31 protein-coding genes are annotated in these 26,443 nt (G+C 70.6%); 13 read left to right on the top strand and 18 right to left on the bottom strand.

Annotated elements, in window-relative coordinates:
* Positions 1-28 precede the first annotated feature (28 nt).
* Positions 29-835 (bottom strand): metal-dependent hydrolase, encoded by an 807-nt coding sequence (locus tag ACOJVX_RS22720; RefSeq protein ID WP_026419428.1) that lies wholly within the window; start codon positions 833-835, stop codon positions 29-31.
* Between the two features lie 222 nt (positions 836-1,057).
* Between ACOJVX_RS22720 and ACOJVX_RS22715 the strand changes: the two genes are divergently transcribed.
* Both ACOJVX_RS22715 and ACOJVX_RS22710 read left to right on the top strand, forming a co-directional pair.
* Positions 1,058-2,281: an NADP-dependent isocitrate dehydrogenase gene (locus ACOJVX_RS22715; RefSeq protein ID WP_026419427.1), complete on the top strand. Its 1,224-nt coding sequence runs from the start codon at positions 1,058-1,060 to the stop codon at positions 2,279-2,281.
* A 253-nt stretch (positions 2,282-2,534) separates the two neighbouring features.
* Entirely contained in the window at positions 2,535-2,870 is a 336-nt protein-coding gene (locus tag ACOJVX_RS22710; protein ID WP_030226442.1) for a hypothetical protein, read from the top strand.
* 423 nt (positions 2,871-3,293) lie between these two features.
* Here ACOJVX_RS22710 and ACOJVX_RS22705 read toward each other — a convergent pair whose 3' ends face one another.
* Positions 3,294-4,400, bottom strand: coding sequence for a methyltransferase domain-containing protein (locus ACOJVX_RS22705; protein ID WP_418152911.1), 1,107 nt, complete (start codon positions 4,398-4,400; stop codon positions 3,294-3,296).
* Positions 4,401-4,869: 469 nt separating this feature from the next.
* Between ACOJVX_RS22705 and ACOJVX_RS22700 the strand changes: the two genes are divergently transcribed.
* Entirely contained in the window at positions 4,870-5,676 is an 807-nt protein-coding gene (locus ACOJVX_RS22700) for an exodeoxyribonuclease III (RefSeq protein WP_026419424.1), read from the top strand.
* A 103-nt stretch (positions 5,677-5,779) separates the two neighbouring features.
* On the opposite strand, the gene ACOJVX_RS22695 is transcribed toward ACOJVX_RS22700, so the two are convergent.
* Together ACOJVX_RS22695 and ACOJVX_RS22690 are read right to left on the bottom strand one after the other, a co-directional pair.
* Positions 5,780-6,133, bottom strand: coding sequence for a DoxX family protein (locus tag ACOJVX_RS22695; RefSeq protein ID WP_026419423.1), 354 nt, complete (start codon positions 6,131-6,133; stop codon positions 5,780-5,782).
* Positions 6,130-6,441, bottom strand: a complete 312-nt coding sequence (locus tag ACOJVX_RS22690) for an antibiotic biosynthesis monooxygenase (protein ID WP_026419422.1) — start codon at positions 6,439-6,441, stop codon at positions 6,130-6,132. Before ACOJVX_RS22690 ends, ACOJVX_RS22695 begins: the two co-directional genes overlap by 4 nt.
* Positions 6,442-6,609: 168 nt before the next feature.
* Here ACOJVX_RS22690 and ACOJVX_RS22685 point away from each other — a divergent pair, with 168 nt between their 5' ends.
* Positions 6,610-7,530, top strand: coding sequence for a sigma factor (locus tag ACOJVX_RS22685; RefSeq protein WP_245588856.1), 921 nt, complete (start codon positions 6,610-6,612; stop codon positions 7,528-7,530).
* A 150-nt stretch (positions 7,531-7,680) separates the two neighbouring features.
* On the opposite strand, the gene ACOJVX_RS22680 is transcribed toward ACOJVX_RS22685, so the two are convergent.
* Positions 7,681-8,424, bottom strand: a complete 744-nt coding sequence (locus ACOJVX_RS22680) for a CPBP family intramembrane glutamic endopeptidase (protein ID WP_422647081.1) — start codon at positions 8,422-8,424, stop codon at positions 7,681-7,683.
* A 102-nt stretch (positions 8,425-8,526) separates the two neighbouring features.
* On the opposite strand from ACOJVX_RS22680, the gene ACOJVX_RS22675 reads away from it, so the two are divergent.
* The 6 genes from ACOJVX_RS22675 (at position 8,527) to ACOJVX_RS22650 (ending at position 13,271) form a co-directional block, all read left to right on the top strand.
* On the top strand, positions 8,527-9,210 hold the full coding sequence (locus ACOJVX_RS22675; protein WP_418152909.1) for a TetR/AcrR family transcriptional regulator: 684 nt from the start codon (positions 8,527-8,529) through the stop codon (positions 9,208-9,210).
* 73 nt (positions 9,211-9,283) lie between these two features.
* Positions 9,284-10,078, top strand: coding sequence for an SAM-dependent methyltransferase (locus ACOJVX_RS22670; RefSeq protein ID WP_026419419.1), 795 nt, complete (start codon positions 9,284-9,286; stop codon positions 10,076-10,078).
* 259 nt (positions 10,079-10,337) lie between these two features.
* Complete coding sequence (locus ACOJVX_RS22665) at positions 10,338-10,802, top strand: hypothetical protein (RefSeq protein ID WP_418152905.1); 465 nt, start codon at positions 10,338-10,340, stop codon at positions 10,800-10,802.
* Between the two features lie 191 nt (positions 10,803-10,993).
* Entirely contained in the window at positions 10,994-11,440 is a 447-nt protein-coding gene (locus ACOJVX_RS22660) for an SgcJ/EcaC family oxidoreductase (protein WP_035292489.1), read from the top strand.
* 311 nt (positions 11,441-11,751) lie between these two features.
* The gene (locus tag ACOJVX_RS22655; RefSeq protein ID WP_030104393.1) at positions 11,752-12,012 is read left to right on the top strand and encodes a hypothetical protein; all 261 of its coding nucleotides are present in this window, start codon (positions 11,752-11,754) and stop codon (positions 12,010-12,012) included.
* A gap of 80 nt (positions 12,013-12,092) precedes the next feature.
* Positions 12,093-13,271: a YhjD/YihY/BrkB family envelope integrity protein gene (locus tag ACOJVX_RS22650; RefSeq protein ID WP_418152903.1), complete on the top strand. Its 1,179-nt coding sequence runs from the start codon at positions 12,093-12,095 to the stop codon at positions 13,269-13,271.
* A gap of 155 nt (positions 13,272-13,426) precedes the next feature.
* Here ACOJVX_RS22650 and ACOJVX_RS22645 read toward each other — a convergent pair whose 3' ends face one another.
* The 8 genes from ACOJVX_RS22645 to ACOJVX_RS22610 form a co-directional block, all read right to left on the bottom strand.
* A complete protein-coding gene (locus tag ACOJVX_RS22645; protein WP_418152901.1) occupies positions 13,427-13,861 on the bottom strand; it encodes an Imm1 family immunity protein in 435 nt (144 codons plus the stop codon).
* A 378-nt stretch (positions 13,862-14,239) separates the two neighbouring features.
* On the bottom strand, positions 14,240-14,677 hold the full coding sequence (locus ACOJVX_RS22640; RefSeq protein ID WP_422647080.1) for an Imm1 family immunity protein: 438 nt from the start codon (positions 14,675-14,677) through the stop codon (positions 14,240-14,242).
* A 378-nt stretch (positions 14,678-15,055) separates the two neighbouring features.
* On the bottom strand, positions 15,056-15,484 hold the full coding sequence (locus ACOJVX_RS22635; protein WP_162147319.1) for an Imm1 family immunity protein: 429 nt from the start codon (positions 15,482-15,484) through the stop codon (positions 15,056-15,058).
* Between the two features lie 5 nt (positions 15,485-15,489).
* Positions 15,490-15,891: a DddA-like double-stranded DNA deaminase toxin gene (locus ACOJVX_RS22630; protein ID WP_422647079.1), complete on the bottom strand. Its 402-nt coding sequence runs from the start codon at positions 15,889-15,891 to the stop codon at positions 15,490-15,492.
* A gap of 139 nt (positions 15,892-16,030) precedes the next feature.
* A complete protein-coding gene (locus ACOJVX_RS22625; RefSeq protein ID WP_418155039.1) occupies positions 16,031-16,291 on the bottom strand; it encodes a hypothetical protein in 261 nt (86 codons plus the stop codon).
* Between the two features lie 14 nt (positions 16,292-16,305).
* On the bottom strand, positions 16,306-16,764 hold the full coding sequence (locus tag ACOJVX_RS22620; RefSeq protein WP_418155040.1) for a hypothetical protein: 459 nt from the start codon (positions 16,762-16,764) through the stop codon (positions 16,306-16,308).
* Positions 16,761-16,916: a hypothetical protein gene (locus ACOJVX_RS22615; protein ID WP_418152895.1), complete on the bottom strand. Its 156-nt coding sequence runs from the start codon at positions 16,914-16,916 to the stop codon at positions 16,761-16,763. The genes ACOJVX_RS22620 and ACOJVX_RS22615 overlap by 4 nt, the downstream gene beginning before the upstream one ends.
* A gap of 2 nt (positions 16,917-16,918) precedes the next feature.
* Positions 16,919-17,350 (bottom strand): hypothetical protein, encoded by a 432-nt coding sequence (locus ACOJVX_RS22610; RefSeq protein WP_418152893.1) that lies wholly within the window; start codon positions 17,348-17,350, stop codon positions 16,919-16,921.
* A 677-nt stretch (positions 17,351-18,027) separates the two neighbouring features.
* Between ACOJVX_RS22610 and ACOJVX_RS22605 the strand changes: the two genes are divergently transcribed.
* The 3 genes from ACOJVX_RS22605 to yhjD all read left to right on the top strand — a co-directional run bounded on the left by ACOJVX_RS22605 (position 18,028) and on the right by yhjD (position 20,927).
* The gene (locus ACOJVX_RS22605; protein WP_422647078.1) at positions 18,028-19,374 is read left to right on the top strand and encodes a hypothetical protein; all 1,347 of its coding nucleotides are present in this window, start codon (positions 18,028-18,030) and stop codon (positions 19,372-19,374) included.
* Between the two features lie 11 nt (positions 19,375-19,385).
* A complete protein-coding gene (locus tag ACOJVX_RS22600; RefSeq protein WP_026419410.1) occupies positions 19,386-19,640 on the top strand; it encodes a hypothetical protein in 255 nt (84 codons plus the stop codon).
* A 192-nt stretch (positions 19,641-19,832) separates the two neighbouring features.
* Entirely contained in the window at positions 19,833-20,927 is a 1,095-nt protein-coding gene (gene yhjD / locus ACOJVX_RS22595; protein ID WP_030105615.1) for an inner membrane protein YhjD, read from the top strand.
* Between the two features lie 176 nt (positions 20,928-21,103).
* Here the strand turns inward: yhjD and ACOJVX_RS22590 are convergent, their stop codons facing one another.
* The 5 genes from ACOJVX_RS22590 to sdhC all read right to left on the bottom strand — a co-directional run bounded on the left by ACOJVX_RS22590 (position 21,104) and on the right by sdhC (position 26,439).
* Positions 21,104-22,495 (bottom strand): D-alanyl-D-alanine carboxypeptidase family protein, encoded by a 1,392-nt coding sequence (locus ACOJVX_RS22590; RefSeq protein ID WP_422647584.1) that lies wholly within the window; start codon positions 22,493-22,495, stop codon positions 21,104-21,106.
* A gap of 375 nt (positions 22,496-22,870) precedes the next feature.
* The gene (locus tag ACOJVX_RS22585; protein WP_026419408.1) at positions 22,871-23,674 is read right to left on the bottom strand and encodes a succinate dehydrogenase iron-sulfur subunit; all 804 of its coding nucleotides are present in this window, start codon (positions 23,672-23,674) and stop codon (positions 22,871-22,873) included.
* On the bottom strand, positions 23,674-25,458 hold the full coding sequence (sdhA, locus tag ACOJVX_RS22580; protein ID WP_026419407.1) for a succinate dehydrogenase flavoprotein subunit: 1,785 nt from the start codon (positions 25,456-25,458) through the stop codon (positions 23,674-23,676). The genes ACOJVX_RS22585 and sdhA overlap by 1 nt, the downstream gene beginning before the upstream one ends.
* 118 nt (positions 25,459-25,576) lie before the next feature.
* The gene (locus tag ACOJVX_RS22575) at positions 25,577-25,999 is read right to left on the bottom strand and encodes a succinate dehydrogenase hydrophobic membrane anchor subunit (RefSeq protein WP_026419406.1); all 423 of its coding nucleotides are present in this window, start codon (positions 25,997-25,999) and stop codon (positions 25,577-25,579) included.
* Between the two features lie 2 nt (positions 26,000-26,001).
* Positions 26,002-26,439: a succinate dehydrogenase, cytochrome b556 subunit gene (sdhC, locus tag ACOJVX_RS22570; RefSeq protein ID WP_016698112.1), complete on the bottom strand. Its 438-nt coding sequence runs from the start codon at positions 26,437-26,439 to the stop codon at positions 26,002-26,004.
* Positions 26,440-26,443: the final 4 nt, after the last annotated feature.

Genomic DNA, 26,443 nt, shown 5'->3' with positions numbered 1-26,443 from the left:
CACCAGCACCGATGGTCGAGCGGTGCCGCTAGCGGTTCAGGATCCCCAACTCGGCGAGCCACGGGGCCGCCCCCGTTCGGTAGAGGACGATGGCCGAGAGAATGGTCGCGGCGACCGTGAGCAGTGGCAGTACGACGACCATTTCCACCTTGCTCCCGGTGCTCATTCGGAAGGCCTTGGGTAACCGGACCGGATACCAGGTCTTCCATTTGATGGGCACCGGCCAGAACATCGAACAGCCCTGCTGGGTGATCGCGTCCCCCAGGTAGTGCGCCGTGCAGCCCAGGATCACCGCGACGCCGAACACCGCCGGGTTGTGCGGTTCGGTGCCGGCCCAGGCCCAGCAGAGCACGGTCAGCACCAACGAGGCCACCGTGATCAGGGTGGCGTCCCGGCGGGGGCACCACTGGTGCATGATCCCCCGGATCGCCAACCCGGCGAAGACGAACATCAGGACGGCGAGGGCCCCGCCGTCGCTGGCCTGGACGACGGCCGTCGTCACGACCCCCATCAGCAGGGCGAACACGAGGGTGTGGGTCAGCCCCCGGTGGCCGCCGTCCCGGTTGGAGTCCTTCTTCGTCTTGGTGACCTTGTAGACCCAGCCGCTGATGGTGTTCACGGCGGCCGAGACGCCCCTGCTGGCCGAGCCGAAGGTGCGGGCCACCGTCGAGTTGGGGTGGTCGATGTCGGGGAGGAGCGCGGCTCCCGAGGCCAGGGTGGCCCCGACCACCCAGGTCTTCGGGGACAGCTGGCCTATGCTGTGCGTGTTGGCCAGGGCCGTCACCGCTGCCCAGGTGGCCAGCCCGCTGATGGCGTGTGTCGGCCCCGTCGCCATGTGCCCTCCCGAAGGTCACCCGATCTTGGGAGGTTAGAGGGTCCGCGAGACACGCCCGGCACGGGTCGTCGGCACCGGGTGTCGTCGACGTGGAGCGGGCGGCGAGCCGTCAGACCGAACCGTGATTCGTGGACGACGCCCTGTCCAGCACCGCACGTATACCAGTACGCTTGTACCGCTTGGACGGTACGCGGTGACACGGGAGAGGAGCGCTCCGGCGCCATGAGCAGCAAGATCAAGGTAGAGGGCAAGGTCGTCGAGCTCGACGGCGACGAGATGACCAGGATCATCTGGCAGTTCATCAAGGACAAGCTCGTCCACCCCTACCTGGACGTCGACCTTGAGTACTACGACCTGGGCATCGAGAGCCGGGACGCCACCGACGACCAGATCACGGTCGACGCGGCCAACGCGATCAACAAGCACGGGGTGGGCGTCAAGTGCGCCACCATCACGCCGGACGAGGCGCGGGTCGAGGAGTTCGGCCTGAAGAAGATGTGGCGGAGCCCGAACGGCACCATCCGCAACATCCTCGGTGGCGTCGTCTTCCGCGAGCCGATCATCATCTCGAACATCCCCCGGCTGGTGCCGGGCTGGACGCAGCCGATCATCATCGGCCGGCACGCCCACGGCGACCAGTACAAGGCCAGTGACTTCAAGGTCCCCGGCCCGGGCACCGTCACCATCACCTACACCCCGGAGGGTGAGGGCGAGCCGATCGAGCTGGAGGTCGCGAACTTCCCGGAGGGCGGCGGCGTCGCCCTCGGCATGTACAACTACCGGAAGTCGATCGAGGACTTCGCCCGCGCGTCCTTCTCCTACGGCCTGCAGCGCGGCTACCCGGTCTACATGTCGACCAAGAACACCATCCTCAAGGCCTACGACGGCATGTTCAAGGACGTGTTCGCCGAGATCTTCGAGAAGGAGTTCAAGGCCGAGTTCGACGCCAAGGGCCTCACCTACGAGCACCGCCTCATCGACGACATGGTGGCCGCCGCCATGAAGTGGGAGGGCGGCTACGTGTGGGCCTGCAAGAACTACGACGGTGACGTGCAGTCCGACACGGTGGCGCAGGGCTTCGGCTCCCTCGGTCTGATGACCTCCGTGCTGATGAGCCCCGACGGGCGCACCGTCGAGGCCGAGGCCGCCCACGGCACGGTGACCCGGCACTACCGGCAGCACCAGCAGGGCAAGCCCACCTCGACGAACCCGATCGCCTCGATCTTCGCCTGGACCCGGGGCCTGGCCCACCGGGGCAAGCTGGACAACACCCCCGAGGTCGTCGGCTTCGCGCAGACGCTGGAGAAGGTCGTCATCGAGACCGTCGAGAGCGGCAAGATGACCAAGGACCTCGCCCTCCTGGTCGGCGGCGACACGCCGTTCCAGACCACCGAGGAGTTCCTGGCGACCCTGGACGAGAACCTGGCCAGGAAGGTCGCCGCCTGACCGAGGGCACGACGCCCCCTCCGGCACGGCACCCGAGTCGGCCCCCGAACCCCCACGGGTTCGGGGGCCGACGGCGTTCCCGCTCCTCCAGGACGGCCACGCACGCCGCGCCCGCCCCCGCGCACCCGCCCGGCGTCCGAGCCGTGGACCACCCCCGAACGAGTGGATTCGGCGGGAGTGGGTCGGTAGTGGCCGCCGAGGTGACCCAACCTGGAACCGCGGTTCTCTGACGGGCGACCTGGTGGATCGGGGGATGGTCGAGGTGGCGTCGAAGCGGGTGTGGGCTCTGGTGGGAGCGACGGTCCTCGGGGTCGGTGTCATCGTCATGGACCAGAGCGGGGACGGGGCGGCCCACCAGGAACGCCGGCTGCGGCCCCTGTTCGGCAGCCCCTGCGAGTACGAGGTGGTGGCCGGTCACTCCCCGGTCCGAGCGGGGCCGGCGCACGACGAGCCCACCATCGGTGGCCTCGACCGGGGAGTGGTGACCGGCACCCAGGAGACGGTGGAGAACGGCTTCCGCAAGCTGGGCAACGGCCGGTGGATCGACGACGGAGACCTGCGGCACGTCTCCGGGGAGCTGTGCCGCTGACCCCCGCGCCGGTCACCCCACTGGTGCCGGCCGCGCGCCCGGGTGTGACATACCCCCTGGTCGGGGGCCCTCCGCCCGGCGACCTACCGTGGCGTCCGATCGGTGTTCAGCGACGTCCTCGACTCGCGACCGGACGCGCGCACAGCGCTACGGCACGGCCCGGCCGCCGAACCGCACGGACGAGCGCCACCAGTTCGCGGCCGCGCCGCGTGCGCCGCCGGTCCCCGCTCGACGACGGCAGCCGCGGGTGACGGTCACGGGTTGACGCGCTGGTTCGGCTCGACGCACGGTCGAGGCGGATGCTGGCCGGTGAGCGAGCGGATCGCTCGGGCCCAGCACGCGGACAGAGGGCCGGCGCACCGGCGGGCGACGGAGCCGCCTCCGCGTCCTGGAGGGTTCGTCGCGACCTCGGGCTCCGGCCGATCAGAGGCCGAGTGACCACCGGAGCTGGCTGTCCGGCGCGTCGAGCCACACGTCGTGCGTGCCATCCTGTTGAACCGTGAGCCCGTACCGGTCCGAGGTCGGCTTGCCAGCGTCGAGCCACCAGGAGTACGCCGCGTCCACTTCGTCCCACAGTCGGCGGGGGCCACGCTGCCGGACCTCGAACGCGTCGGCACCACGCACCATCGCTACCCGTGCCCATGACCGAGAACCCGCGTCGTGGAACTCGATCATCCGGTGGTCGTCGTCCAGGTCTTCCACGGTGAGATAGCAACTCGGCACCCGGAGCCCGATCGTGAGGGCCGCACGAGGGAACGCGGTCACCTCGAACAGTTCACGTCCGCCGAGTGTGGTCACGCTCCTGTCCGCCTCGCGTGCCTCGTCATCGGTGGGGTCGAGGTAGACCCGTCGCTGGTGGCGAACACGCATGAACGCCAGGCTCACACCCAACCGGCCGGCCGCCGAGCCGTCCTCGTGGACTTCCAGCCGGGTCAGCGCGTCATCCCCGTAGTCGGTACCCCACGGGCTCACGATCACGCCGCCTGGCCGTGTCTGGTCGATCCACGATCGAGGGACCCTCCGGACCGAAGCCGTGCAGATCACGCGGTCGTACGGGGCACCGGGTGGGTACCCCTCGGTGCCGTCCGCCGTCGCCACGACGGGGCGATGGCCAGCACGAGTCAGCGCACGGCGTGCGGTGTCGGCGAGGACAGGGTCCACCTCGACCGACACCACGTGCCCGCCCTTCCCGACGCGCTCGGACAGCAGAGCGGCGTTCCAGCCGGTACCGGTCCCGATCTCCAGGACCCGGTGGCCCTCGCGCACGTCGAGATGGTCGAGCATGGCGGCGACCAGCGACGGTTGACTGCACGAGCTGGACGGCTGGAGACCGACCTCGCCGGGCCGCGTCTGACCGTCATCTACCTGAGTGACAACCGGTTCGTCCTGCTCGACCAGAGCACGCCAGCGGGTTTCGTCGTCCTCGCGGGTCACCGAGGTGAAGCCGTCCGAGGTGGGGTCCTCGACCCACACCACGGCCGGGATGAACCGCTCACGCGGCACGGGCAACCGTTCGCGCCATTCGGTCACGGTCACCTACTCCTTGTCGTCGCCGTCGTGCTTGTTGCCGTCATCCTTCTCCCCCCAGTTCTCCCACTTGTCCGGCTGCGGTTCGCCCTGTCCATCTCGGTCCGCGTCGCGTTTGCCCATCTCGGCTCCTCCTGTCGCTGAATGATCGCCGCTTCAGACTGCCGGAAAGCGGTATCGCCGTGGAAGAAATCAGGCCGGAGCGAGTTATGCGACAACGCGACTACGCGAGAACGCGACTATGCGAGAACACGACTGGAACCTTGCCCAGATCGACGCCGTGAGCGGCCTCGACGCGCCGAACACCAGCCGGCCGGTGGATCGACGACGGAGACCTGCGGCACGTCTCCGGGGAGCTGTGCCGCTGACCCCCGCGCCGGTCACCCCACTGGTGCCGGCCGAGCGCCCGGGTGTGACATACCCCCTGGTTGGGGGCCCTCCGCGCGCCTCGGATGGCTTGTAGTCTCGCGGAGTGCTGACGGTATCCACGGTCAACGTCAACGGTCTCCGCGCCGCCGCCAAGAAGGGCTACCAGGAGTGGCTGGCCACGACCTCGGCGGACGTGATCTGCCTCCAGGAGGTGCGGGCGAACCCGGAGGACCTGCCGGCGGCGATCCGCACACCCGAGGGCTGGCACACCGTGCACGCCGAGTCCGACCAGAAGGGGCGGGCCGGTGTGTCACTGCTCAGCCGCCAGGCACCGGAGGCGGTGCGCGTCGGCTTCGGTGACAGCGAGTTCGACCGGTCCGGCCGTTACGTGGAGATCGAGTTCCCCGGTCTCGTCGTCGCCAGTCTCTACCTGCCCAGCGGTGAGGTGGGCACCCCTCGGCAGGACGAGAAGGAACGGTTCATGGAGTCCTTCTACGCCTACCTGGTGGAGCGGCGGGAGAAGAGCGAGGCCAGTGGTCAGGAGGTGCTGGTGTGCGGTGACTGGAACATCGCGCACCAGGAGATCGACCTGAAGAACTGGAAGGCCAACCGGAAGGCGGCGGGGTTCCTCCCCGAGGAGCGGGCCTGGCTCGGCCGGGTGTTCGACGAGGCCGGGTACGTGGACGTCCACCGGCGGTCGCACCCGGAGGGGCCCGGCCCGTACACCTGGTGGTCCTACCGGGGGCGGGCCTTCGACAACGACTCCGGGTGGCGCATCGACTACCAGGTGGCCACCCCGGGCCTCGCGGAGCGGGCCACCTCCGCCGTCGTGGAGCGGGCGGCCAGCCACGGCGAACGCTGGAGCGACCACGCCCCCGTCACCATCACCTACGACTGGTCGGTCGACTGACGGGCATCCCGCGCGGGTACGGCCTGGCCGTACCCGCCGTTGGTCGGGACGGGCCGCCGTCGACCTCCCCCACACCGGTCCCGCCGGCTCGACGAGCCCTCGGTCACCGCAGGAGCAGGACCACGAGCGAGGCCACCGCGAAGCCGAGGAACAGGGCGGGGAAGGCGATGTTGTGGAGGACACGGGCGCGGACGTGGGCCACGATCGCGCCCAGGTAGAACAGCACCAGCCCGGTGGCAGCCGCCACCCCGAGCCACCCCAGGCCGAGGAGGCCGAGGACCAGGCCGAGCGCGCCGGCGGCCTTCAGGGTCGCCAGGGCCGGCAGCCACCGCTCCGGGACCCCGACCTCCGCCGAGTTCGCGAGGACGAACCGGGCACGAGCGAAGTCGGCGACGGCGATCCCCAGGTTGAGCGCGACCGTGATCGCGACGACCAGCACGCCCAGCGCCGCCGTCACCTCCCCACCTCGGTCCGCCCCGCGACCCGGTAGAGGCCCGGCGTGGCGGTGGCGATCCTCGACACCTGACGCGCGTACGCGGCGGCGTCCGGGTCGTTCTGGGTCGCGGCGGCGTCCTCGGCGGCTCGCCAGCTCGTGTGGTTGATCACCCGTCGGCCGTCGACGCTGGCGTAGAGCACCGTCGAGAGGAACCCGGGACGATGCCGGATCACCTGCTCCACGGCCTCGGTGAGCAGCGCCACCAGTTCCTCCTGCCGCTCGGGTTCGACCTCCAGGACGTTGACGAACGTCACGGTGTCCTCGGACATGTCCCTGCCCCTTCCCGGGTCCCGGCCGGTCCGGTACCCACCACCCCGGGATGACGAGGCGGGGGCGCCGATCGTCAGGGCCGGGCACGGTTCGCCTGGAGGGCCTGACACTGGTGGCCCCCGTCTCGTCAGGGGAGAGTGGGGAAGGCGCTGTGGCGGGAACGGGAGGTGAGCGGTGTGCCGGGCGACGAACGAGGGCCGCTGATGGCCGCCGCGTACCGCATGCTCGGGTCGGTCTCCGACGCGGAGGACGCGGTCCAGGAGGCCTACGCGCGTTGGTACGCCCTCGACGACGACCGCCGCCGCGAGGTCCGGGTCCCGGCCGCGTGGCTGATGACCACCGTGAGCCGGATCTGCCTGGACACGTTGCGGTCGGCCAGGGTGCGGCGGGAGCGGGCGGTCGGTGAGTGGCTTCCCGAGCCGGTGCCGGGGAGCCCGGCCTGGACCAGCTGCGGCGCGAACGGTGTCCCGGACGACCCGGCCGAGAAGGCGGCGCTCGTGGGGTCGCTCGACCTGGCCGTGCTCGTGGTCATGGAGACGATGAGCCCGGCCGAGCGGGTGGCCTTCGTCCTCCACGACGTCTTCTCCTACCGGTACGAGGAGATCTCCCCGGTGTTGGGCCGCACGCCCCACGCCTGCCGCCAGTTGGCCTTCGAGGCCCGTCGCAAGGCACGGGCGGCCCGCCCGGGGCACGCCGACCTCGGCGGGCGGGTGCCGGTGGAGGCGCGCACCGCCTTCCGCCGCGCCTGGGAGGCGGGTGATCTCACCGCCCTCGTCCGCCAGCTCGCCCCCGAGGTGCGGGCGGTCGTCGACGGTGGCGGTCTCGTCAGCGCACCGGCCGAGCCGGTGCGCGGGGCGTGGGAGGTCGCCGGCACCTTGCTCGCGGTTCGCGGTCGTCAACCCGACCTGGTGATCGACGAGGGGGAGGTCAACGGGAGCCCCGGTCTGGTCACGCGGGACGCCGACGGCACGGTGCTCGCGGTCGTCGCACTCGGAGTGGCGGCCGGAGTCGTCCACCGGGTGTGGGTGGTGCGCGACCCGAGGAAACTGCTCCGTTGGAATGGCGTCGGTGCGGGGAGCGGTGCCTGAACCGGCCCCGGGCGGGGGCCGACCCCGGGCGGGGGCCGACCCCGGGGCGGGTCGGCCGGCCGTCCTCACCGCCGGGTGGCCGTCCGCCCTCAGCCCGGTCGGGGCGCGGCGCCGCTCACCCGCGGTCGCCCTCCCGGGTAGGTCGAGGGCTCACAGCAGGCCGCTGGCCAGCAGGAAGATCGCCGTGCCGTGCGCGAGCACGGCGGGGGTGAGCCCCCGGCGGAGCCGCAGGTACGCGCAGATCAGCCCCTCCAGGAGGGTGAAGACCAGCAGCGGCCACCCGACGTCGGTGACGGTCGAGGCGAGGAAGGCGTGGCAGGTGGCGAAGAGGACGCCGGAGAGCACCGCCGACCGCGTGGGGCTGAAGGTCCGCTCGAGTCGCCCCTGGAGGAAGCCCCGGAACAGCACCTCCTCGGCGAGGTTGCCGGCGAGGGCCAGGAAGAGCAGCGCGGGGAGGAGCGTGGCGGCTACCTGGCCGCCGCGCTCCTCCAGGGGCCACGCGAGGGAGAGCAGCAGGACGGGCGCGGCGGCCAGCACCCCACCACCGAGTCCCAGGGCCACGGTGCTGGGGCGGAGGTCGCCCCAGCGGACCAGCGAGCGGAGGTCGGGTGCCCAGCGCAGGACGGACCCGGTGATGAGCAGCGTCGACGCGCCGAACACCAGCAGGACCGCGGCGTCGTCGGTGAACCGGAGCCAGGGGACGGTGCCACCGACGACGCCGAAGGTCCAGAAACCGGCCGGGGTCATGGCGTCCCGGCTGAGTACGAAGCCGAGGATGAGCAGCACGATCCGCAGCAGCGGGTCACGGTCGCCCCGGGTCAGCCAGAAGCACAGGACCACCAGCAGCAGGCCGGGACCGATCCGCGCGCCGTAACCCAGGAATTCGAGCAGCACGACGAAGTTCTCCTCAGGAATGGGTGTGAAAGCGCCGGTCAGGGCGCTGGAAGCCAAGAATATGAGCTATGCTCAGGTTTTGGTACTCGCATTGGAGGAGCCGTGTACGCAGCCCGGAAACGGCCTCGCCAGCAGCGGTCGCGGCACACGGTCGAGGTGATCCTCGAAGCCGCCGCTCAGCTTTTCCAACGGAACGGGTTCGGCGCGACCAGCACGAACCACGTCGCGGACCGGGCGGGTGTCTCGATCGGCTCCGTCTACCAGTACTTCCCCAACAAGGACGCCCTGCTGGTCGCCCTGGCCGAGAGACACCTCGACGCCGCGCTACGCGGGTTGGGGAGCGTCTTCGACGAGATCAGGAGGGCGGACCTGGGCCTGGAGGCCGCCCTTCGCGTGTTGGTCGGCGCGGTGGCCTCGGCGCACCGGGACCGCCCCGAGCTGCACCAGTTGCTCTTCGACCAGGCTCCGCGCGTTCCCGAGCTGGTGGCACGGCTCCGGGACGGCGAGCGCCACCTCGCGGCGCTGCTCGCCGCCGAGCTGCGGCGGATGGGACGCGGTGGCCCCGACGCCGAGGTCAACGCCCTCCTCGCGGTCCAGGGGATCGAGGCGCAGCTGCACGGCGCCTACCTCCACCCACCCGCCGGCGTCGACAGGGAGGCCGTCGTCGAGGCGGTCACGGTCCTGTGGTGCCGGGCACTGGGTGAACCGCTGGTGCCCAACCACACCGCCGGAGGGCACGAACACCTCGAACGCCGCCACGCCCCGGGCGCGGATCACCAGGTGTGATCAACTCGGTGGTGCGCGTGACGCCCCGCTCGCCTAGGCTTCGGGGCTCACCCGGCGGTGGGAGGTTCAGCGCATGTCCGAGATCGACGTGGATCGACCCAACCCCGCTCGGATCTACGACTACCTGCTCGGTGGATCGCACAGCTTCGCCGTCGACCGGCGGTTCGCCGAGGAGATGGTGCGGGTCGACCCGATCGTCCGCCCGGCGGCCCGGGCCAACCGCGAGTTCCTCCGCCGCGCGGTGCGCGCGGTCCAGGGGTTGGGGATCAGGCAGTTCCTCGACCTGGGGGCGGGGCTCCCGACGATGGGCAACGTGCACGAGATCGCGCAACGGGAGGACCCGGGCGCCCGGGTGTTGTACGTCGACAACGACCCGGTGGCCGTGGCGCACTCCCGCAACATCATCGAACGCGAGCACATCTCCCACGTCAGCGCCGAACAGGCCGACGCGCGCGACGTCGACGCCGTGCTCGACCTCGCCAGGCGGGACCTCGACCTGAGCCAGCCCGTGGCGGTCCTCATGGTGGCCCTGCTGCACTTCGTGCCGGACGATGACCACCCGGTCGACCTGGTGGAGCGCTACCGCGACGCGGTGGTCCCCGGTTCGGCCCTGGCGCTCACCCACGTCACCAGGGACGGTCAGGGCGAGCACGTCACGGAGGTCTACGAGGCGTACCGGTCCCGCGCCACCTCCCGGCTGGTCGACCGGTCCCGTGACCAGGTGGCGGAGTTGCTGGCGGGCTGGGAACCGCTCGACCCGGGCATCAGCTGGGCGCCGTCGTGGCGGCCTGACGGACCCGCCGGTCCGTTCGCGGGTGAGCCCTCCGCCAGCGGCATCTACGCGGCCGTCGGAGTGCGCCCCGCGTAGCGCTCGGCGGGCCGGGCCTGGTGTCACGACGACGAGGACGTGACCGAAGGTCATCGGAGATTGCCGTCGAGGGTCACCCGTTCACGCCGAATGCCGTCCCTTCCGGGGAAGTGCGTCAGGTGACGGATACTCGCACGGATCCTTCAACAGAGTGAATTAGTCCCTCGGGTTGGTGAAATCAACCGCCGAACGGGTGGCGTATGGTCGCTGCTCCGAATCGCACTGTGCGTCGGAACAGGTCCACTTCTGGAGGAAGACCGTGCGACAGCCATCCCGAATCGTGGGTGTCTCCCTCGCCGCCGCGCTGGTCGTGGCGGGCTGCGGCGGAGCGGAGGAGGACACCGAGTCCGCCACCGGGAACCCGGAGCCCCAGGTGAGCGCGGAGCAGCGGCCCGGGGAGCCCGAGGTCGCGGAGACCAGCGAGGAGCGGGACGCGGACGACGCCCCGGCCGCCGACGGCGAGTGGGAGTCCATCGTCGAGGACAACGTGGTGGCGACACTGGTGGTGGACGGTGACACCGTGAACACCACCGGCCCGCTGTCCTGCCCCGGAACCCTGGACGACTCGGAGGAGGACCTCCGGATCGTGCTCGAGTGCGAGACGCCCGACCGCCACCGTGACGCCGGCACGATCGAGATGCACCCCGACGGCGACCGACTCGTCATCCAGTGGGACGGGGAGGCCTGGGGAGGGATGATCGACAGCTTCGTGCGGATCGGCTGAGCCCGCTCGTCGGGGTCCCGCCGGTCGCGCTCGACGCGAGGGACCGGGCCCCGGCCGCCAGCGGTTCGGCCTCACCCGATGCGCGGCGGCATCCCCGCGCGTCCCGGTCAGCGTGGCGGATCCCGCCGGCGCCTCCCCTCCACATCCGCGCCCTTGACCTCCACATTGGTCGAGGTCCTAGTGTCGCGATCATGCCTGGAACGAGGGAGACCGTGACGGCGACCGACAACGCCACCGACCCCGAGGGGGACACGGCGGCCATCCGCCGCATCATCGAGGAGAGCGAGACCGCCTACAACACCAACGACGCCGAACTGATGGTCGCGCACTTCGCCGAGAACGCGACCATCACCACGGCCACCGGAACCCGTGTCACGGGCCGCCAGGCGATCCTGGACCACACCCGGGCCGCGCTCACCGGGTTCCTGCGCGACCAGTACGTGCGCTACGAGGTCACCGACGTCACCTTCCCAGGGCCTGGCCTCGCCCTGGCGCACAAGTCGGCTCGCGCCGCCACCGCCGGCGGGGAACTGATCGACCGGGAACCCTCCATGGTCGCGACCTACGTCCTCGTCCGCGAGGGAGGTCGGTGGTGGGTGACGGCCCGGCTGAACACCCTCGTCGCCACCTGGGGGTAGCCGACCCCGGGCGCCGCGCACGACGAGCGCGGTGCCCGGCGCCCCCTCCGCCCGAGCCCTCCCGAGGTGCGGCGTCTCGGAGAAAGGCGCGAGAGCGCTCGACATCCGCTCGCCGCGTGGCAGGATGGGCCGCGTTGACGGGAAGGGGTGCCTTCCGGTTGACGGGACCCAGCCACTAGCCTGTGTGGAGTCTTGAGCCCACCGAATGTTCGATACGGCTCTGCTTTCCGCGAACGTTCGGTAGTTCTCCGCACACTCGTCTGCCTCTCGTCCACCCTTATGGACCAGAGGGCCAGCAGGGAGGCGCAATTGTGAGCACGGCGCGTGTGGTGTCGCGGACGGCGACCGCCCTGGTCGCTGCCCTGTTATGGATGCTGGCGGGCATCACGCTGTCCGCCCAGGCGACCACGGCGGAACCGCGTGACGCGGCACCGGTCGACGCGGACGTGAACCTCGGGATGGCGTTCGGGGGCCCCGTCGGGACCATCGCGATCGGGATCGGAATCCTGGGCTTCGTGCTCGGGCTGGTCCGCCACCGGCGCAAGTCCGCCGTCGCCGGCAACCAGCCCTGACGGCCTGGGCCGTCACCTCGGCCCGCCCATCGCCGCACGTCGGATAGCCTCCCCCCGGACAGCGGGGAGGACGGCGGACGGTGGGGCGAAGAGCGAACCGGCCCGGTCGAGAGGGCGGACCGGGCGACGACGCACCAGGTGGCAGGCGGGGGCCGGGGGACCGCGACGAGCGGGAGGAACCCGCCGCCAGCGGTCGACGGGGAAGCGGTGACCAGGAGTTCGACCCGCTGGACCGGGTGTTCCGGCTCGTCGGCCGGTTCCACCGGCTCCGGCGGCGGCACTACTGGCTCGATCACCTCGTGGTGGCGGCCGAACGCTACCGGGACAGCAACGGCAACCACTACGCCGCGGCGATCACCTACTACAGCGTGCTCGCCATCGTTCCCCTCCTGCTCCTCTCCTTCACCGTCGCCGGCTGGGTGCTGGCGCCGTTCCCCGCCGCGCTCAACCAGTTCGAGCGCATCCTGCTCGACGCGGTGCCAGCCGACCTGATCGGCGGTGCGTTGGAGGTCGCGGTGAACGCCGCCTCCAACCGCAGCTCAACGGTGGGTGTGCTCAGTCTCCTCGCCGCCGTCTACTCGGGTCTCGGGTGGATGAGCAACCTGCGCGACGCGTTGACCGCCCAGTGGGGGCCACTGCGCGGTGCCCGGAGGTCGTTCTGGCGTACCAAGCTGCTGGACCTGGCGGTGCTCGCGAGCCTGGGCGCCGCCGTCGTGCTCTCCTTCGCGATGGTGCTCGTCGGGCGCGACGTCGCGGTCACCGTGTTGCGGGCCTTCAACCTCCACGAGTTCGGTGCGCTGTGGCCGATCGCGTTGGCGGTGCTGTCGGTGGCCCTGTCGATGTCCGCCACCTTCCTCGTCTTCCTGTGGGTGATCTCCCGGCTCCCCCGGAAGACGGTCGCGCTGCGGACCGCCGTGCTCGGAGCCCTGGCCGGGTCGGTGGGCATGGAGCTGCTCCGCCACGCCGTGGCGCTGTACCTGAAGGTCGTGTCCAACTCCCCGAACGCGGCGGTGTTCGGCTCGCTGTTCGGACTGCTGATCTTCTGCTACCTGATGTCGCGGTACCTGCTGCTGATCACCGCCTGGACGGCGACGGCCAGGGAGAACGCAGAGCCCGTTGCGCTGCCACCCCCAGGGCCAGCGGTGATCCGCCCCGTGGTGCGGGTCTCGCATGGTCTCGGTACCGCCGTGCTCACCGGAGTCGTCGGGGTGGCGGTGGCGGTCGCGCTGAACTGGCGACGCCGGACCGACCGCCGGTAGCGGGAGGGCGAGCGGGCACCTCCCTGGGAGCGGCGAGGCCGAGGCCCGCGCGGTCTGGTCCCGGGGCGTGTGTTCGGACGCCACCCGGTGGCCGCTGCCTTCGGGGCCACCGGGACGGTGCTGGTCGTCCGCCTGGCCTGGGTCGGTTCGGCCGCTCAGTACCACATCCCGGGTTGCCACTGGACGCACTCCGGTCGGCGGCCCGTCTGGAAGTACTCGGTGACGGCCTGGCGCACGTGCTCGATCGGTAGTGATGCCGACGGTGGGAAGAACAGCGGAACGGACGGGTCGAAGTCGACGGGTTCACCGTCGAACGGCGTGGGGTTCAGGCTGTCCCACGGGCCTGGATCGTTGGTCGGCACCGGGCCGATCCAATTGAGGGCGCCCACTCCTCGGGCGGGATCGGTAAACACCCGCAACTGCCAGTCGGGTCCACGCCCGTCGTCGCTGACTCGGTGGCTCCACACGTAGAGAAGGCTGGCCCAGGCGGGATGGGGCTCATCCACGACCAGCCGTGCGAGCGCGTCCCGTTCGGCAGGAGTTGTCGCATACCGCCAGTCATTGTCGACGACGGCGCTCACGATGTTCACTTCGCTTTCCCTTCGATGATGGTCGGCTCCGTCCTGCCCCGTTCCCACAGGGTCATGGGAAACGTGGCAGGCAGGATCGCGGCCATCCCCTGTTGACGACCCGGACAACACGGCAGACCTAGTGATTGAGGACTACCACCCCGTGGGCCGTACCGGACTCCGTCTGACGTATCAGGAGATTGACCTCGACGTGGGTCGCGGCCTCGGCGATCGCGCGATCGCGCGGCGGATGTTCGGGGAGCAGGTCGGGTGGCGAGGATGAGGCCTGCCAGGTCTGACTCCAGCCCGCACCCGGACACCGTCCGTTCGCCACTTCCCTCGGGGCCGCCAGGACGTCGCCGGTCGTCGGTTTCTGGCGCCCAGTGACTTCGGTCGGACTCAGAACCGATCCCCCGGCTGCCACCGCACGCACTCCGGCCGGAGACCTGTGCACAAGTGTTCCGCAACCGCACGGCGCACATCCTCAATCGGCAACGCCGCCGACGGAGGGAAGTAGGACGGGACGGAACCGTCGAAGAGGATCGGCCGCGCCTGCGGATCGGCGGACGGGTTGAACGTGTCCCACGGCCCCAGCTCGTCGCTGGGAACTGGACCGACCCAATTGAGGGCGCCCATTCCTCGGGCGGGATCAGTAGAGACCCGGAGCTGCCAGCCGGGACCCCGCACCTCCCTGCTGACCCGGTGGCCACATACGTAGAGGAGGCTGGCCCAGTCCAGATGCTGCTCATCGACAACCAGCTGTACGAGCGCGTCCCGTTCGGCAGGAGTTGTCGCATACCGCCAGTCATTGTCGACGACGGCGCTCACGATGTTCACTTCGCTTTCCCTTCGATGACAGTTGGCCGCGTCCTGCCCGGTTCCCACACGGTCATGGAAAAACCGACCGGCGAGATCGCTGCGACAGCCTGTATACAGCCCCAATCACCGTCACGGACCTGTGGTTAATCACTACAACCGAGTGAGTGACGCCTGATTCCGCCTGACGTATCGCAAGCTTGACCTCGACGTGGGTCGCGGCCTCGGCGGTCGCGCGATCGCGCGGCGGATGTTCGGGGAGCGGGTCGGGTGGCGAGGATGAGGCCTGCCAGGTCTGACTCCAGCCCGCGCCCGGACGCCGTTTGTTCGCCACTTCCCTCGGGGCCGCCAGGACGTCGCCGGTCGTCGGTCTCTGGCGCCCAGTGACTTCGGTCGGACTCAGAACCGATCCCCCGGCTGCCACCGCACGCACTCCGGCCGGAGACCTGTGCACAAGTGTTCCGCAACCGCACGGCGCACATCCTCAATCGGCAACGCCGCCGACGGCGGGAAGTAGGACGGGACGGAACCGTCGAAGAGGATTGGCTGCGCCTGCGGGTCGGCGAACGGGTTGAAGGTGTCCCACGGCCCCAGCTCGTCGCTCGGGACTGGTCCGATCCAGTTCATGGCACCTATTCCCCGGGCCGGATCGGTGGACACCCGGAGCTGCCAGTCGGGCCCCCGCACGTCGTCAGCGACTCGGTGGTCGCAGACGTAGAGGAGGCTGGCCCAGTCGGGATGGGGTTCGTCCACGACCAGCCGTGCGAGAGTGGCACGCTCCGCAGAAGTCGTTGCGTATTGCCAGTCGTTGTCCACGACGGCGCTCACCACGTTCACTGTGCTTTCCCTTCGATGACGGTTGGCTTCGTCCTGCCCGGTTCCCACAATGTCATGGAGAATCCGACAGGCAGGATCGCTGCTACAGCCTGTATACAACCCCAATTACCCCGGCAGACCCTGTGATTGATCACTACGACCGTGTGGGTGACCCCTGACTCCGCTTGGCGCACAGCGAGCTTCGTCTCGACGTGGCGCGCCACGTCGACGATGGCCAGGTCGCGTAGCCGGTGCTTCGGGAATATGTCGCTGGTTGCGAGGATGAGGCCCGCCACGTCAGATTCCGGCGCACGTCCCGATACGATCCGTTCGCCGCTGCCCTCGGGGCCGCCCAGGATGATCCCGGTCGTCTGCCCGCCCTGCGATCGCTGTGGCAACTGGTCTCGGGCCCAGGCCACCCAGGCGGCGCCTGTCCCCGGGGCCGCTTCCCACGGGGTGTTCGACGGGTGCGGCAGCGGACGGCCCCGGGGTGGTTCGTCGGCCGGGGCGGGGTCGTGGGTGCCGTGCACCACCCCGTCAGCTGGGCCAGGGGCCTGGTCAGATCCCGAAGCCGCCCTGAAACGTGGCCATCAGCCGCACCAACTGCTCGCGCAACTGCTGCTGCTGGTTCGCGGCCATCGTGATCGACTGGCGGATCTGCTCCAGCTGCGCCAGGACCTCGGCGTGCCGGGCGGTGCCGTTGAACACCGCCAGGTGCCCGGCGACCTCGTCCATCCGGCCCTGTTCCTGACTGAGCCCGTAGGGCTCCAGCAGGGTGGTCGCGGCCTGTAAGCCTCCGATGATCTGCTGCATGTCCACGGCGGTTCTCCTGTTCAGGTGAGGGTGTCGACGGCGGCGGCGGAGGCGGCCTGGCCGATCAGCTCCCCGGCCCGCTGCGGGTGGGTGAGCGTCAGACCACGGTCGTGGGGTGGGCGCCAGAGCACGGGAAGCACCCACGTCAGCGGCGGGGCACCGGCGGAGGTCAGGGTGAGGACCTTCCCGCCCAGTCCGGACAAGCTCGTCACCATCAAGGACGCCACGATCCCGAGGCCGGTGGTGATGGCCGTGGCCACCGCGTCGGCGTCGGGCACCAGGAGCGCCCCGGCCACCCGCCGGGCCTGCACGCACGGCAGACCGACCGGTTCGGCGGGGGCGTGTTCGGGACGCAACACCACGCCGAGCCGGCTCGCCTCCACCCGCAGCGGCACCGGCCGGTACTGGGCCGGCCACCACACCACCACCTCGCCCACCGCGTTCCCGGGCATGACGACGTCGGGTGGTGGGCCGCTCATCGAAGGCCCCCACCGAGGAAGGGGCGGACCCGGCGGGCTCGGTGGGGCAGGGCGTACCGGCGGATGCGGGAGGCGGGCCGCGCGTCCACCCGGGGGATCAGCAGGGTGACGGCCTGGGTGACCGAGTCGGTGATCGTGGCGGTGGGGATCACGGTCACCGCCTCGGCTGGCACTGGTCGGCGGCCTGGTCCAGCAGGCGGGCCAGGGACCGGGCCGGGCCAGGGCCCAGCATCAACGGCCAGTACGCGGCGACCTGGGAGGCCGATCGCAGCGTCAGCCTCGCCCCCGAGGCCAGGGCCCCGGGCATGGCGGTGGGCGCGACGGACAGCGTTCGGGTCGTGGGTCCGATGTGCGCGGGGACCGCCAGGCGTCGCCGGGTTCGTAGGGCGGCGGCCACCTGCCGCACGCCCGAGGGCAGCACCAGGAACCTGGTTCCGCTGCCGACGAGGGCGACGGCGGAGCGCTCGACGGTGAGGGTGAGGGCGAGCGTGGTGAGCCGGCCGGTCGGGTCGACGGCGGGGACGGTGGCCGACCACTGGCGGCTGGTCCGTCGGGCCGGGGCGGTCACCGCCCCGGCTCCGTCCATACCGGGAGCACACCGGCGAAAGCGGGGAGGGTGGGGGTGGTGGCGGAAGCGTCGAACGCCACCACCCCCGCCGGCCCGCGCCGGGGCGCATCGGTTGTGCGGGCCGGCTGCCGGGTGGGGGCGGCGGAAGTGTCGGGGGACTTCGCCGCCCCCGGTCGTCCCCCGGTTCGAGCGCGCGGGGTGGGGGACGACGGTGGGCGTGGTGTGGTGGCGGGCTGCCCTCCCGCCACCACACCGGACCGGCCCCCAGGAGGAGGTGGGGCCAGCCGCTGGAAGGGGACGGCGCCGGGGGACGCCGTCCCCGGCCGGGCACACCTCGGGGAGTCGGGCGACGTGTCCGGCCTGTCCTGAGCTCGCAGGGCGAGGAGTTCCGCGACCGACACGCGGCGCGCGGGCGGTGGCGCGGGCGACGGATCGGGTATGGGGCCCGGACTGGTTCGGCGGTCGACGACGCGCGCCGCCGTCCAGAACGCGCCTCCGACCAGCGCGCAGATCCCCACGAGCACGAGCCCGTCCACCCCTACCTCCAGTGATTGTATAGTTGCTTTCGGTGATCAATGGTCCTAGGGTTAATGCACGTTCTGACAGTGCGGTCAAGGCCGCAAACAAACCCTCAATTCCGTCGAACACCCCCATGAATGGCTATGATCAGAGGGCCCGGGAATCGTGGAGGCACCATGACCAAGGGGACGCCGACTCCGAACCTCGCGCTGGAGCGCGCGCTGCGGCACCTCGGATGGACGCTCGCGGTGGCGGCGGAACGCGTCAACGAAGCATACGAGGAAATAACCGGGAGTCCTGGTGCCTACGACGCGGAGTCCATTCGGAGACTCCTGAGGGGGAAGGTCACGTGGCCGCACCCTGACTATCGGGCCGCGCTCCGAAGCGTGTTCCGGGTCCGTTCCGACAGTGACATCGGGTTCTACAGCACGCGTCGCCGGACCACGGCGAAGCTGAGGGGGATGAGGGAGAAGGAGGAGGACGTGCGTCGAATAGATTTCCTGCGCGGATTCGCGGTGTTGACCGGGAGCGCGTTGACCGGAGGGAGTCTCGCGGCGACCCTGGATGACGCGGCTCGCGCTACCGCCGCCGCACCACAGGCCATCGGCGAGGAACACATAGCACAGGTCAGGGACGCCACCGCGTTCCTCCGCTCTGGCGACTTCGCGGGGACACCCCTGTCCTTGCAGGCGATGGCGGGGCAGCTGCGCTGGGCGGTTGATCTGTTGGACGCCTCGGCATCCCACCAGGACCGGATCGACCTGCACGCGGAGGTGGGAAGCCTGGCCAAGGTGGTCGGTTGGGCCTACTTCGACCAAGGACACCACCACAGCGCGGACAGGTACTTCCGCATTGGCCTGCACTGCGCGGATGTCGCCGGGAGCTGGTGGCTCAGGTCCGAGGTCCTCACGTGCATGGCCCGGCAAGCCATCTACATCGGGCAGCCCGACGAAGCACTCACCCTGCTGGGCGCGGCACGGGTTCGCGAGGACAGGATCTCGCCCCTGCGCCGCGCCAGCCTGTCGACAGTGCAGGCGCGCGCGTACGGGACGCTCGGAAACGCCGAGGAGTGCCTGCGGTCCGTCAAGCAAGCCGAGGACCATTTCAATCAGCACGACCGAGAATCCGGCGGCAAGGATGATCCACGCCTCGGCGAGTACGCGAAGTTCTACAGCACGGCGCAGCTGCACGGCGACACTGCGGGCGCTCTGGCCAAAATCGCGGCCAAGGGTGCGCACTTCACTGATGCGTGCCGGCGACTGCGGTTCGCGGTCGATCACTACCCAGCCGAATACTTCCGGTCCGCACTGTTCAGCCAATCGAGGCTTGCTACCCTCCTGCTGCGGCACGGCGACCAGGACGAGGCTGCCGCCGTTGGGATGCAGGTGTTGGGTCAGGTGCGAGGTATTCCGTCCCGGCGCCTGCGGGACAAAATCACCGAGATCCGCGCCGTCGCGAAGAGCGCCCATCGACCGGTCGTCGAACTTCGCCAGAAGGCCACCGACGTCCTGCACCGCGCCTGATGGGAGCAAGCATGAACACGGACACCCCCGCGCGCGATGCGGTCGCCGAGCTCGTCGCGGGGGCGGGAGCCGTCGTGTCCCCGGCCGTTGATGCGTTCGTGCGGGCGAGGGCCGAGGATCCGCACTCCGTCGTGCGCACCGTCCTCGCCAGGCTGTCCGGTGGGATGCGCGCGGAGGGGGCGCCAGCCTACGGCCTCGGCTCCGCTCGGCTGACCGTTCTCGACGTCCTGGACCGACAGGTGACCGTGGTGGTCACCGCCGACTAGCGCCGGCCGGTCCTTCCCGAGCGCCCCCATCGAGCCCCCGCGCCCCGGGGCTCCGACCGGTCCTCGCGACCCCCGGATCCTGCCGGAGGTCGCGGGGACCAACCATGCCGTCATTCCTGACCGACGTCGTCGGCGTCCGGCGGGCGGCGGGCGTGATCAGCGGGAGCGGCGAACCTGGGTGAGACTGTCCGGATGAGCCAGGAGCACCGGAGCCCGGCCCAGCGGGCCGGCGACGTCGGACGGAACGCCCAGTCGACCCTGGGCCGGATCCGCGACCGGCACCCAGGGCTCGACCGGTTGATGCGGGCGGGCACCCGGTACTCCGAACACCACGGCGACCACTACGCGGCGGCCATCACCTACTTCAGCGTCCTCGCGTTGGTGCCGCTGCTGATGGTCGCGTTCGCGGTGGCCGGGTTCGTGCTCTTCAACAACCAGCAGCTGTTGGACCAGGCGCGGACGGCGATCACCGAGGCCGCCCCAACCCCGGACCTCAGCTCCACGTTGAACGAGGTCGTCACCCAGGCCATCGACCAGCGCACCGTCGTCGGCATCCTCGGGCTGCTCACCGCCCTCTACTCCGGTCTTGGCTGGATGACGAACCTCCGCAACGCGTTGACCGCGCAGTGGAACCAGAGCTTCGAGCAGCCGCCGTTCGTCACCCGCCTGGTCCGCGACCTGCTCGCGTTGGTCGGCCTCGGGTTGGCCCTGGTCGTCAGCATTGGCCTGACCGTCGTCGGCTCGGCGTTCGCCAGCGAGATCCTCGACCTGCTCGGGGTGGAGCGGACGGCGGCGGCACGGGCTTCGCTGTGGGTGGTGAGCCTGCTGCTCGTCCTCGCCGCGAACTGGTTGGTGTTCACCTGGGTGCTGGCGAAGCTGCCCCGGAAACCCGTCACCCTGCGCTCCGCGATGTGGGGTGGGCTGGTGGCGGCGGTGGGGATCGAGCTGCTCAAGCAGCTCGGCGGCGTCTACCTCCAGTCGGTGGCGCGGTCCCCGGCCGGCGCCGCCTTCGGTTCGGTGCTCGGTCTCCTCGTCCTCATCTACCTCGTGGCGCGGTTCCTGCTGTTCGTCGCGGCCTGGACAGCCTCGGCCACGGAGAACCTGGCGCACACCGACGCCGCCGGCCACCAGCCGCCGGCGCCGCCGGTGTCGACCGAGCTGCCGGTGGCCCTGCGCCGCACCGACGACCGGACCGGCCTGGGAGGGAACCGGCTGGCGGCCGGGATGTTCGGGGTCGGGGTGTTGACCGGTCTCGGGGCCGGCAGGTGGTGGCGACGCCGAGGCTGACGAGACCGACGGGGCTGAGGCTCCCCACACCGGGGTGACGGCCTGACGGGGGCGGCGTGCGGCGTGCTGCCCCCAGCGCTCGGGTGGCTCCTGTCGCGTCTGCCGGCGGAGACGGGGCGAACGCGGACGGCGGCAGGGCCGGCGCGACGTCGCTCCGCCGGCGGTGGTGCCCGGCGTCAGCCCTGTTGCGGGGGGTTCTGGTTCGGGGGCGGCCACAGCCAGTCCTCGGTGGCCTTCGCGGCCTCCTCCCGCTGCTTGGCGGCCCGGCGGGCGGCGGCCTTCCGGCGCGCCGCGCGGTCCCGCAACGTCAGCACGGTGAAGAACAGCACCACGACGCCGGCGAGGATGGTCAGGGGAAGCCCGAAGCTGCCGAACATCGAGGTGTCCCCGGCCCGGTCGGCCAGCCTGGGCTGGTCCTGTGCCGTGACCGGCTCGTCGGCGTCCCCACCGGCTGCGGAGGCGTCGCCGCTCTCGCCGGCCTCGGCCGCGTCATCGGACTCGGGCGGCGAGGTGTCCAGGGTGCCCACCCCGGACTCCGCCGGCAGGGCGAAACCGTAGTCGAGCAGCGATGCCGCCTGCTGCCACAACGGGGTGACGGGTTCCCCCCGCAGCAGCACCACGCCGAGGCGACGTCCGTCGCGTTCGGCCGCCCCGGCGAAGGTGTAGCGGGCGTCGTCGGTGAAGCTGTCGCGGCCTCCCAGCGCCCCCGGGTAGTTGGCCAGCAGGTCGCTGTCGTTGACCAGCGGCCCGAGCGTCCCGCCCGGCAGCGGCAGCTCGGGGCTGCTGAACGCGCTCAGGTAGTCCTCGTTGCCCAGGGCCTCGCGCAGGAACAGCGTCACGTCGTAGGCCGACGTGCTGATGCCGGGGGCCTCCAGGCCGGAGGGGGTGGTGGCCCTGGTGTCCAGGGCGCCCAGCTCCTCGGCGACCGCGTTCATCCGGTCCAGGGTGGCGGGGATCCCCCCGAGCTGGCGGGCCAACGCGTTGGCGGCGTCGTTCCCGGAGGCCATCACCAGGCCGTTGACCACCTGGCGGGTGGTGTACTCGGTGTTGGCGGCGATGCCCATCGCCGCGCCACCCTGAGCCACGTCCTCGGGGGTCCCGACGACGATGTCCTCCATGCCGAGGTCCCGAAGCGCGACCAACGCGGTCAGGATCTTCATCGTCGCCGCGGGCCGGTGCCGGCCGTGCGGGTCCCGGGCCGCCAGCACCTCGCCGGAGCCCAGGTCGGCGACCACCCAGGACGCCGCCGTCACGTCGGCGGGGGCCGGGGGAGCGCCCTCGGGCAGCACCTCGCCGCACTCGCCGAGCCGTTCACCGCCGACCGGTTCGTCCGGAACGGCCAGGGGTGGGGGAGGACCCTCCCCCGGCGCGAGACCCTCGGTGTCACTCGGCGCGGCGGGTGGGCTCTCCCGCACCGGGCACTCGGTCCCGTTCTGGTCCTGGGTGAGAGCCGCGGGTTGCCACGACGGGGATGCCACCGCGGTGCCTGTCACCAGTCCGAGTGGGGCCAGCAGAGCGGCACCCACGCCGATGGACAGAGCCGCGGCGAAGCGACGACGAGCCGGCATAGACACGCTTCTCAGGCTAGCCACCCCACTCTGCGTGATCGCACCGGCCACCGGAGCTGTCAAGGTTTCAATCGCCTTCGCTGGCATGGGGGAACGTCCTCGGCGTTCGGGGACGGCAGCCCGGGGCCTGCCACCACCACGGGTTGGGCGGCCGACGCGACGGCACGTCGGCGGCACGGGAAGGGGGAGGGGAGCGACGGAGACGAGCGGGAAGGCGGGAACGGGCCGCGCCCCGAGCCGGGCGGCGGGGGCGGGGCGGTCACCGGGATCGCCGAGGGCGTTCGGCGGTGGGAGGAGCGCCGGGACCGAGGACGGCCGCCGGCGCGACCCCGTCCGGGCCGGCGGAGGCCGGCCCGGACGCGGGTAAGGAGGGGGTCAGACCCTGCGGAAGAGCAGGGCCCGCTTGACCTCCTGGATCGCCTGCGTGACCTGGATGCCTCGCGGGCAGGCGTCCGTGCAGTTGAACGTCGTGCGGCACCGCCACACGCCCTCGTTGTCGTTGAGGATGTCCAGCCGCTCCTCGGCGCCCTCGTCCCGGCTGTCGAAGATGAACCGGTGTGCGTTGACGATCGCCGCCGGGCCGAAGTAGGAACCCTCGGTCCAGAACACCGGGCAGGACGTCGTGCACGCGGCGCACAGGATGCACTTGGTGGTGTCGTCGAACCGGGCGCGGTCCGCCGAGGACTGGAGGCGCTCCCGCGTCGGCTCGTTGCCGGTGGTGACCAGGTAGGGCTTCACCGCCCGGTAGGCCTCGAAGAACGGCTCCATGTCGACGATCAGGTCCTTCTCCACGGGAAGGCCCTTGATCGGCTCGATGCTGATGGTGGTGTGCTTCCCGCCGCCCGCCAGCAGGTCCTTGATCAGCACCTTGCAGGCGAGCCGGTTGATGCCGTTGATCCGCATCGCGTCGGACCCGCAGATGCCGTGGGCGCAGGAACGGCGGAACGCCAGCGTGCCGTCCAGGTACCACTTGACGTGGTGCAGCAGGTTCAGCACGCGGTCGGTCGGCAGGGCCGGTACGTCGAAGGACTCCCAGTAGGGCTCGTCCGCGTCGCCCTCCGGGTTGTACCGGCGGATCTTCACGGTGACGACGACGGAGCCCTCCGGGGCGGGGGGCGGCGCGGCCGGGTCGTTCCGCGAGTCGTCGGTGCCCGGCTTCTCTGTGGTGGGTGCGGACATCAGTACTTGCGCTCCATCGGCTGGTAGCGGGTGATCACAACCGGCTTGTAGTCGAGCCGGATGTCGGCGGTCAGACCACCGAAGCCCGTCTTCTTCGTGGTGTCGTCGTCCGAGATCTGCTTGTACGCCATGGTGTGCCGCAGGAAGTTGACGTCGTCCCGGGTCGTGTAGTCCTCGCGGGCGTGGCCGCCCCTGGACTCCTTCCGGTTGATCGCGCCCAGCACCAGCACCTCGGCGAGCTCCAGCAGGAAGCCGAGTTCGACGGCCTCCAGCAGGTCGGTGTTGTACCGCTTGCCGTGGTCCTGGATGGCCACCCGGTCGAAGCGTTCCTTGAGCGCCTGCACGTCGTGCAGCGCCTGCTTCAGGGTGTCCTCGGTGCGGTAGACGGAGGCGTTGGCGTCCATCGTCTGCTGGAGCTCGGTGCGGATGTTCGCCACCCGCTCGCCGCCGGTGGAGGCGTTCAGCTTGTCCACCATCGCCACCACCGGGACCTCCGGGGCCTCGGGCAGGTCGACGAAGTCGTGCGCCTTCGCGTACTCGGCCGCGGCGATCCCGGCCCGCCGGCCGAAGACGTTGATGTCCAACAGCGAGTTGGTGCCCAGCCGGTTGGCGCCGTGCACCGACACGCAGGCGCACTCGCCGGCGGCGTACAGGCCCGGGACCACGTTCTCGGCGTCCCGCAGCACCTCACCCTTGATGTTGGTGGGGATGCCGCCCATGGCGTAGTGGGCGGTCGGGTACACCGGGACCGGCTCCTCCACCGGGTCGATGCCCAGGTAGGTGCGGGAGAACTCGGTGATGTCCGGCAGCTTCGCGTCCAGCACCTCCGCCCCGAGGTGGGTGAGGTCCAGCAGCACGTAGTCCTTGTGCGGCCCGCAGCCCCGGCCCTCGCGGACCTCGGTGGCCATCGCCCTGGCCACCATGTCCCTGGGCGCGAGGTCCTTGATGGTGGGCGCGTACCGCTCCATGAAGCGTTCACCGGAGTCGTTCCGCAGGATGCCGCCCTCGCCCCTGGCGCCCTCGGTCAGGAGGATGCCCAGGCCGGCCAGGCCGGTCGGGTGGAACTGGTAGAACTCCATGTCCTCCAGCGGCAGGCCCTTGCGGAAGACGATGGCCATGCCATCACCCGTGAGGGTGTGGGCGTTCGAGGTGGTCTTGAAGACCTTGCCGAAGCCGCCGGTGGCGAAGACGACGGCCTTCGCCTGGAACACGTGGATCTCGCCGGTGGCCAGCTCCAGCGCGACGGCGCCAGTGCAGACGGGGCCGTCGGCGGTCTCGGTGAGGCAGATGTCCAGCACGTAGAACTCGTTGAAGAACTCCACCTCGTGCTTGATGCAGTTCTGGTAGAGCGTCTGGAGGATCATGTGGCCGGTGCGGTCGGCCGCGTAGCAGGCCCGGCGCACCGCGGCCTCACCGTGGTTGCGGGTGTGGCCACCGAACCGGCGCTGGTCGATCTTGCCCTCGGGGGTGCGGTTGAACGGCAGCCCCATCTTCTCCAGGTCGAGGACCGCGTCGATGGCCTCCTTGGCCATGATCTCGGCGGCGTCCTGGTCGACGAGGTAGTCACCACCCTTGACGGTGTCGAAGGTGTGCCATTCCCAGTTGTCTTCCTCGACGTTGGCCAGCGCGGCGCACATCCCGCCCTGGGCGGCGCCGGTGTGGGACCGAGTGGGATAGAGCTTGGTGAGCACCGCGGTACGCGCCTGCTGACCGGACTCGATCGCCGCTCGCATCCCGGCGCCGCCGGCGCCGACGATCACCACGTCGTACTTGTGGAACTGCATGAGCGTCTCTCCGTCTTCACTGCGCCGACCCCGGGTGGTCGCCCACCCGGGGTCGCCCGCACTTCTCGCGTCGGACGGCGCCTACCGCGTCGCCGTCGGGGGACCCGGGGGACCGGCGTCAGTTACCGATGTTGGGGTCGAAGGTGAACAGCACGAAGGTCCCGACGGCGATCGTGACGATCATCGAGACGTAGAGCAGCATCTTCAACCAGAAGCGGGTCTGGTCCTTGCGCGCGTAGTCGTTGATGACGGTGCGCAGGCCGTTGCCGCCGTGGAGACCGGCCAGCCACAGCATGGTCAGGTCCCAGAACTGCCAGAACGGCGAGGCCCACCGACCGGCGACGAACGCGAAGTTGATGCGCTGCACGCCGTCGTCCAGGAACAGCATGATGAGCAGGTGGCCCAGCACCAGGAAGACCAGCAGCAGGCCGGACAGGCGCATGAACAACCAGCTGTACAGCTCGAAGTTGCTGCGCCGCGCCGCCGGGCGCTGCGGGGAACGGGGCTTGTCCACCGAGAAGGGGGCGTCGGTCACGGACATGGTCAGCTACCCCCGAACAGGTCAGCGAAGCCCTTGACGAGCAGGTAGTAGGAGCCGGGGATCATCACGACCAGCCAGATCGCGAGGATCGTCCACAGCATCGGCTTCTGGTACTTGGTGCCCTTCGACCAGAAGTCCACGAGCATCACCCGGATGCCGTTCAGGGCGTGGTAGAGCACGGCACCGACGAGGCCCAGCTCGAAGAGCACCATCACCGGGTGCTTGTAGGTCTCGATCACGACGTCGTACGCGTTCGGCGAGACCCGCACCAGTGCGGTGTCCAGCACGTGGACGAACAGGAAGAAGAAGACGAGCACACCGGTGATCCGGTGGGCTACCCACGACCACATCCCCGGGTCGCCCCGGTACAGGGTGCCGCCAAGCCGGGCGTTCCCCGCCCGGTCCGCGGCACCAGCCGAGTGGGCGGTGGTGCTGGCCATGATC

The organism is Actinoalloteichus caeruleus, assembly GCF_049311605.1.
In the GTDB taxonomy this organism is placed as follows: domain Bacteria; phylum Actinomycetota; class Actinomycetes; order Mycobacteriales; family Pseudonocardiaceae; genus Actinoalloteichus_B; species Actinoalloteichus_B caeruleus.
The sequence above is the reverse complement of the archived record's forward strand: the minus strand, read 5'-3'. Positions and strand labels throughout refer to the sequence as shown.